Genomic DNA, 5588 nt, shown 5'->3' with positions numbered 1-5588 from the left:
GTGTTGCTGAACGATGCCTTCCGCCAGCTCTCAGAAGATCGCCTGGCCTGAGCCGGCAGCTCAACCAGCCCCTGGTCGCGCCAGACGTGAGGCTTCCTGTACCGCCTCGATGCAGCGTTGGGCCCGCCGCTTGGCGTCGTCCTGTCCCTGGGCTCGCAGCACATAGCTCTCCATCGCTTCCGGCGTCTCGATCAGAGCCAGCAGGCCAGCAAGTCGGCCACTGATGGAGCCATCACTGAGCAAGCGGCTCACCAAGCCGTGATCCCAAAGCTGCTCCCCGGTGGAACCAGCTGCGAACAGCTCCTGGCGCAGCACTTCAAGCAGCGAGTGTTTGAGGGCGTCGAGCTGACCGGGCCGCAGCCGGCGGCTGTTGGGTAAGCCGGCCGCAGCGCCAGAAGGGAGCACGGCGGAGCGATCTTTTGCGTGCTCCACGCTCCAGCTCAGGCCCGTGCCCGGAACTCCCACCGTGGTGCGCGCACCACCACTTCGGGCGACGGGGATGTTGAACGAGGCGCCCCGCCCGCCAACGGAGATGGAGCTCAATCCACCTTTGGCGAAATTGAAGCGCAGCGGGCCTAGGCGGGTGGAGCGTCGGAAGCGGAAACCCATGGCTCAGCGGCTCTTGACGCAGTACCCACCAGATGAATACCAACCCAGCGGGCATCCCTTACCACTCTTTTGAATCGCCTCCCGCTCGTTACTGGGGCTGCTGACGCAGTAGCTGCCGGAGGAATAAAAACCCAGCGGGCAGCCAGCCCCACTTTTCTCAATGGCGCCGCGGGTGTTGCCACTGGAGCTCGGCACGCAGTAACTGCTGGAGCTGTAATAGCCCAGCGGACAGCCTCCCACTTTCGGGAGGGGGCGCACCGGCTGCTGGGCCAGGGCACCTCCTGCCGCCAAAGCTGCAATCACGCAAGCAAGTAGGAGCTGATTGCGGCCCAGCGTCTTTTGAGGCATAGATACAAATTGGCGCAGATCAGCCAGCTGCAACCAAGTCATGCAGGAACCGCATGAAAAGGCTGCCGGTGCAAGCTGCGGCAATGGCTAGAAAGTTTCTGCTGGGTGTGGTGGCATTGGCGGGCTTGGCCTGGCCAGCTGGAGTAGTCGCTCAGGTCGTCAAGGCCACCGTGCTCTCCATCGGAGATGGCGACACCATTCGCGTGCGTCAGGCGGGCAAGGCCCTCACCGTGCGGCTGGCCTGCATTGATGCGCCCGAGAGCGCCCAGACCCCCCACGGCCAGCAGGCCCGCACGTATTTGCAGCAGCGCCTGCCCATCGGCAGGGAAGTAAGCCTCAATATCAAAACCACCGATCGCTACGGCCGTTCAGTTGCCGAGATTTTCAGCGGCGTGAACATAAATCTGGCGCTGGTGGAAGACGGTCAGGCATTCGCGTATCGGCAGTACCTGAGCGGCTGCGATGCCAAGGAGTATCTGGACGCGGAATACCGTGCCAGCCGGCGCCGATACGGGATCTGGCAGGTGCAGGGCGGCATCACCCGGCCCTGGGACTTCCGGCGAGGTCGTCGCTCTGCCGTCATTCCTGATGGCACCACCCCGGGCGGTCGGCGTTACCGCTGCAGCGAGATCAGCTCCTATGCCAAAGCCCAGGAGCTGCTACGCCAGGGACACAGCTATCTAGATGGCAATGGCGATGGGGAGGCCTGCGAATCACTCCGTTGACAGTCATCTTTTCCCATATTTCGCAGCTGCATTACTGGTTGCTACGGAAGACAGCGGAAGCAAAATATTGCCTGCAGAAGTAACGGATTGACACAGCATGTGGGTTTGGTATGTTCAGAAGACAATGCAAATGTCTTCATGCTTACCGGCCCCGAACTGCTCGCCAAGGTCAAGGAACTGGGCGATGTCTCCAAGTCCGAGCTCGTGCGTGAGTGCGGCTATGTGAGCACCAAAAAAGATGGCACGGAGCGGCTTAATTTCACAGCCTTCTATGAAGCTCTGCTCGGTGCCAAGGGTGTGAGCCTCGGTGCCGATAGCGCCGGCCAGGGCAAGGGTGGCCGCAAGCTGAGCTACACCACCAGGGTCCAGTTCAACGGCAATCTCATGTTGGGCAAGGCCTACACCGCTGTGCTCGACCTCAAGCCCGGCGATGAGTTTGAGATCAAGCTGGGCAAAAAGCAGATCCAGCTGATTCCTATGGGCAGCCCAGAAGAGGAATGAGCTGAGGACAGCATCGGCTAGCGATGTGCATTTGTTGCGCGCAAGCAGCCGCCAGCTGTGATCCCTTGCACAGTGAAAGCAGGCGCCAGTGAGTTAGGTGCCGGCATGAGCGCCTGCACTCCCTTGCCCGGCCGCTCCAGATAACCCCCCGCTCGCCCCGGGGGTTTTCTGTTGTCAGCTTTTATGGAAATGGTGATTAGGCCTTGTAGCTCAGCGCGGCAGCGGACAGAGCAAGGGTCCAGGCAGGCGGCAGGTGCGCCAGTCGCCATTGGTGCTGCTTACCTCAACCCCAATCCAGCTGCTGGGATGGTCAGGCTCACTAAAGAGTCCAATCCATTCGATGGCATCGGCGATGGCGTCATCGAGGGAGCTGTACTGACCGTCGAGCTGTAGGTGCGGCTCGCAGCTGCCGTCGATGAGGCGGTAGCAGCGCTCAAGCGACTGACCTGCTGTGCTGCGCCGAGCAGTGGATCCAGATGCCTGCATATCTCTCCTGCTTGGCTAATCACCTTGGCCAGCGCAGGGTGCACTCAGCTGTATCGCAGGGAACACTTTGATTAGACGTTACAAGGGTTTTGCTGCTGGCGAATAGCAGGGGCTGGCGCAGCTGAGAGAGGTGGTGGGCCATGGGGCTGGCGAGCACTCCCCTTGGTCTGCCCCGGCAGCAGCAGCGCGCAAGGGCTAACGCAAGTCGCTGCGCGACCCTTGCGCGCTGCTGGCTTCTCCGGGGCGCAACTGCAGGGTCGTTCGCCAGCACAGCCATGCCCGCCACCCTCCTTTCCCTGCCGCTCCAGCCCGTTCGCCAATCGCCTGAGCGTCACTGCCCGATTCGCATCATCTCGGTGCACCTTCTGGATGCAGCAGGTCAGCTGCTGCGGGTGCTGTTCCTCGATCGAGAAGGGCACATCAGCTCCCAGCCGCACTACGTGCCCCGCGAGGAGGCGCTGATCCTGGCTGCCAATCAGCAGCGGGTGCTCGGCTCTCAGGCCCGAGTGCAGGTGCTGTGAAGCGACAGCGCCTCTCCCGGCTGGCACTGCCGGCCGGGAGGCCATCGGACTCTGTCATCAGCTAACCGGAGCGTGGATGGTTGGGTATAAACCTGGAAACTGCGGCAGCCCATGCCTGGCTACGCCATCAGCACGACCAAGGAAGCGGCATCGTCCGCCGTGCCAGCCAGTTGTGACCTGCCCACCGAGTCGTCGGTGGGCAGGTAGCGAATGCCGATTCCTGCCTTCGATCGGTTTGGCCTGCTGCCTGGTGGCATTCATGAGCGCACCATCATGGAGGTTGAGGCGGTCCTGGCCTGGAATTACGATCGCCGCCGACTGACAGCCCAGCTGCAGGAGTTAATCGCCGTTGAGATAGCACCTCGGTTTGCCGTGGTCCCTCCAGTTGTCCTAGATGGCAGTTATCTGAGCAAGAAGGCCAGCCCGAGCATCATCAACCTGCTGCTGGAGCTGAGCAACCTCCCTGATGCCGACCAGTGGCAGGGGCAGATGCTCTTCCAGGGGAGAGCAGAGCTGTTCCGCAGCTACCAGATCGACATGCTCCCTGGCGTGAAGGGTCTCAAGCAGAACTTCGTTGATCTGCTGCAGACCGTGCGCTCCAAGACAGCCTTTGAGAAGGGTCTGCACCACGGCCACCGCAAGGGCGTGTTGAGGTTGATCTGATGGCCGGCTGGATCGCCGCGATAGAGGCGAAGGCCCGCATCATTCACCAGCAGCTCCAGTCAGCTCGGGAACTGGACACAGGCGCATGGGGCAGGAGCCGGAGGAGATCACCAGTGCCTACATGAAGATGCTGGCCAAGCTCTACCGCGAGGACTTCTCCTATGCCCCACTGGCCGGCAACGCTGATCTGATCGCCCGCTACCGAGGCCCCGGTGTTGCCCATCGCGAGCCACCGGTGTCGTTGGTGACGACTGTTTTCGGAAAGCTCCGCGACGAGATCCAGAAGGTGTCCAAGGCGATCGCCGGAATGGAAGAGAAGAAGGTGCGCTGGCCGGCCGATCTGGACCCCCAGCAGGCGAGGGTGACCTACGGCAGCTTGGTGGTGGGCATGCGCGTGCCACGGCCTGGAGATGTGGGAGCGGATGGTCAGGCGGTGCTGCCCGGGGTGAGCGATGTCCTTTATCGGGCGGTGCAGACGGCGGTGCAGAGCCTGCCGGCGATTCCACGCCTGATTCAGGACGGCCAGATCAGTGAGGCCATCTACGAGCAGTTCCCCGATCCCGCCGTGCGCGACACGGTGATGGTGTCAGCCAGGCGCCTGGCACCTTCTGCCCAGAACAAGGTGATCAGTGAGCTATTCCTCAGCGGCCCGCAGTCCGATGAAGCCCTGGGACCAACTCAGGCCCTCACCAAGCAGAGCTGCTAGATCCTGGGCCGCAACCTCATCACCCCCAGTAGCTGTCGACTGAAGGGTAATGGTGAGTTCGAGGTAGTGGTGCGGGAGGTGGACCTTGATGCCCGCCGCTTTGAGATCCGGGGGAGGGGGGCCAGCAGCGACATGAGCTGCATCTATGAGCCCCTCTACGACGTCAACATCGTCGGCCTACTCAATGCCGCCGTGCGCGTGAAGGGCAGCTACCAGGCCGCAGGTAATGAGCAACCCCGGCTGGTGCGGGTGGAGCAGATCAACGTCACCCGAAGACCAGATCAGCAGCTCGAACTCGGGGCCTGAGGAGTGAGTTGACACTGCACAACTTAAAGGTCATAAGGGCTGAGGAGCCGAATTAGCTGCTTCTTTCGCATAAACATGTCTAGCTGCGAGCAGACTTCATCAGAGCGGGCCAAGAAGAGTTGCTCAGATTAAGCGCATTGAAGACAGCCAAAGCACAAAATACTGAAAATCAGATCGGCCGGGTCTTAGCGTCAAATCACGAGCACTACCTCCTCGGGAACCAATTTCGCAGCCCCAGCCACCAATCAAATTATGTTCCGGTAATTTCACTTGTCGAGTCTAGGGAAGTCGTGAATGCCCAACCAAAATGCCCACCTGATCAACTTGCGAGTAGGGCTTCAAGCTCTCTGCAACTTGTCTCCACGAATGCCAGTAGCAATGAAAAAGTTTAGACAGCAATCCTTTCTTGCGTCCTGATTCTGGCTTGCACGCGATCTCTGACCTCAGAGTAGATGTCACTAACGCCAATACCTTCCTTGACTTCCAGGGTTACTGCCAAAGCATATGGGACTTCGCCGATTAGACCTAGCGCGTCCTCTCGGCAGCTCACAAGGATTACGATGTCGTCGCCGTCGACAAATGCCGCGGCTTTCTCTCCTTCGAATATTTCATACTGAATGGTCCCACGCTGTACGGATTGCCAATCAGCATGGGAGCGCTCGAGATGCTTTTTACTTCCGATCTGCAGCTTTGAAGATGGGGTTTTGAACCACAGATGAGCCT

At 60.6% G+C, this 5588-nt stretch carries 10 protein-coding genes; 6 read left to right on the top strand and 4 right to left on the bottom strand.

Going from position 1 to position 5588, the window contains the following annotated elements; all coding sequences use genetic code 11:
- Positions 1 to 60 precede the first annotated feature (60 nt).
- A complete protein-coding gene (locus AC01FP_RS15765) occupies positions 61 to 609 on the bottom strand; it encodes a DUF4236 domain-containing protein (RefSeq protein ID WP_474481624.1) in 549 nt (182 codons plus the stop codon).
- Positions 610 to 612: 3 nt separating this feature from the next.
- Entirely contained in the window at positions 613 to 999 is a 387-nt protein-coding gene (locus tag AC01FP_RS15760; protein ID WP_474481623.1) for a hypothetical protein, read from the bottom strand.
- Between the two features lie 41 nt (positions 1000 to 1040).
- On the opposite strand from AC01FP_RS15760, the gene AC01FP_RS15755 reads away from it, so the two are divergent.
- Positions 1041 to 1682, top strand: coding sequence for a thermonuclease family protein (locus AC01FP_RS15755; RefSeq protein ID WP_474481622.1), 642 nt, complete (start codon positions 1041 to 1043; stop codon positions 1680 to 1682).
- 138 nt (positions 1683 to 1820) lie between these two features.
- Entirely contained in the window at positions 1821 to 2183 is a 363-nt protein-coding gene (locus AC01FP_RS15750) for an AbrB family transcriptional regulator (RefSeq protein WP_474481621.1), read from the top strand.
- A gap of 210 nt (positions 2184 to 2393) precedes the next feature.
- On the opposite strand, the gene AC01FP_RS15745 is transcribed toward AC01FP_RS15750, so the two are convergent.
- On the bottom strand, positions 2394 to 2669 hold the full coding sequence (locus AC01FP_RS15745; protein WP_474481620.1) for a hypothetical protein: 276 nt from the start codon (positions 2667 to 2669) through the stop codon (positions 2394 to 2396).
- A gap of 275 nt (positions 2670 to 2944) precedes the next feature.
- Between AC01FP_RS15745 and AC01FP_RS15740 the strand changes: the two genes are divergently transcribed.
- The 4 genes from AC01FP_RS15740 to AC01FP_RS15725 all read left to right on the top strand — a co-directional run bounded on the left by AC01FP_RS15740 (position 2945) and on the right by AC01FP_RS15725 (position 4865).
- Positions 2945 to 3190 carry a hypothetical protein gene (locus AC01FP_RS15740; protein ID WP_474481619.1) on the top strand — a complete coding sequence of 82 codons (246 nt, stop codon included), beginning with the start codon at positions 2945 to 2947 and terminating at the stop codon, positions 3188 to 3190.
- A 210-nt stretch (positions 3191 to 3400) separates the two neighbouring features.
- Complete coding sequence (locus tag AC01FP_RS15735) at positions 3401 to 3853, top strand: DUF6932 family protein (RefSeq protein ID WP_474481618.1); 453 nt, start codon at positions 3401 to 3403, stop codon at positions 3851 to 3853.
- A gap of 85 nt (positions 3854 to 3938) precedes the next feature.
- A complete protein-coding gene (locus AC01FP_RS15730) occupies positions 3939 to 4559 on the top strand; it encodes a hypothetical protein (protein WP_474481617.1) in 621 nt (206 codons plus the stop codon).
- 66 nt (positions 4560 to 4625) lie between these two features.
- Positions 4626 to 4865, top strand: a complete 240-nt coding sequence (locus tag AC01FP_RS15725; protein ID WP_474481616.1) for a hypothetical protein — start codon at positions 4626 to 4628, stop codon at positions 4863 to 4865.
- 388 nt (positions 4866 to 5253) lie between these two features.
- On the opposite strand, the gene AC01FP_RS15720 is transcribed toward AC01FP_RS15725, so the two are convergent.
- Positions 5254 to 5588: hypothetical protein (locus tag AC01FP_RS15720; RefSeq protein ID WP_474481615.1), on the bottom strand; the 335-nt coding region annotated here is incomplete at its 5' end.

The organism is Cyanobium sp. NIVA-CYA 375 (assembly GCF_056108345.1).
The sequence above is the reverse complement of the archived record's forward strand: the minus strand, read 5'-3'. Positions and strand labels throughout refer to the sequence as shown.

Coding starts and splice junctions, on each gene's coding strand:
- AC01FP_RS15765 (WP_474481624.1), bottom strand. CDS start 609: ATGGGTTTCCGCTTCCGACGCTCCACCCGCCTAGGCCCGCTGCGCTTC.
- AC01FP_RS15760 (WP_474481623.1), bottom strand. CDS start 999: ATGACTTGGTTGCAGCTGGCTGATCTGCGCCAATTTGTATCTATGCCT.
- AC01FP_RS15755 (WP_474481622.1), top strand. CDS start 1,041: ATGGCTAGAAAGTTTCTGCTGGGTGTGGTGGCATTGGCGGGCTTGGCC.
- AC01FP_RS15750 (WP_474481621.1), top strand. CDS start 1,821: ATGCTTACCGGCCCCGAACTGCTCGCCAAGGTCAAGGAACTGGGCGAT.
- AC01FP_RS15745 (WP_474481620.1), bottom strand. CDS start 2,669: ATGCAGGCATCTGGATCCACTGCTCGGCGCAGCACAGCAGGTCAGTCG.
- AC01FP_RS15740 (WP_474481619.1), top strand. CDS start 2,945: ATGCCCGCCACCCTCCTTTCCCTGCCGCTCCAGCCCGTTCGCCAATCG.
- AC01FP_RS15735 (WP_474481618.1), top strand. CDS start 3,401: ATGCCGATTCCTGCCTTCGATCGGTTTGGCCTGCTGCCTGGTGGCATT.
- AC01FP_RS15730 (WP_474481617.1), top strand. CDS start 3,939: ATGGGGCAGGAGCCGGAGGAGATCACCAGTGCCTACATGAAGATGCTG.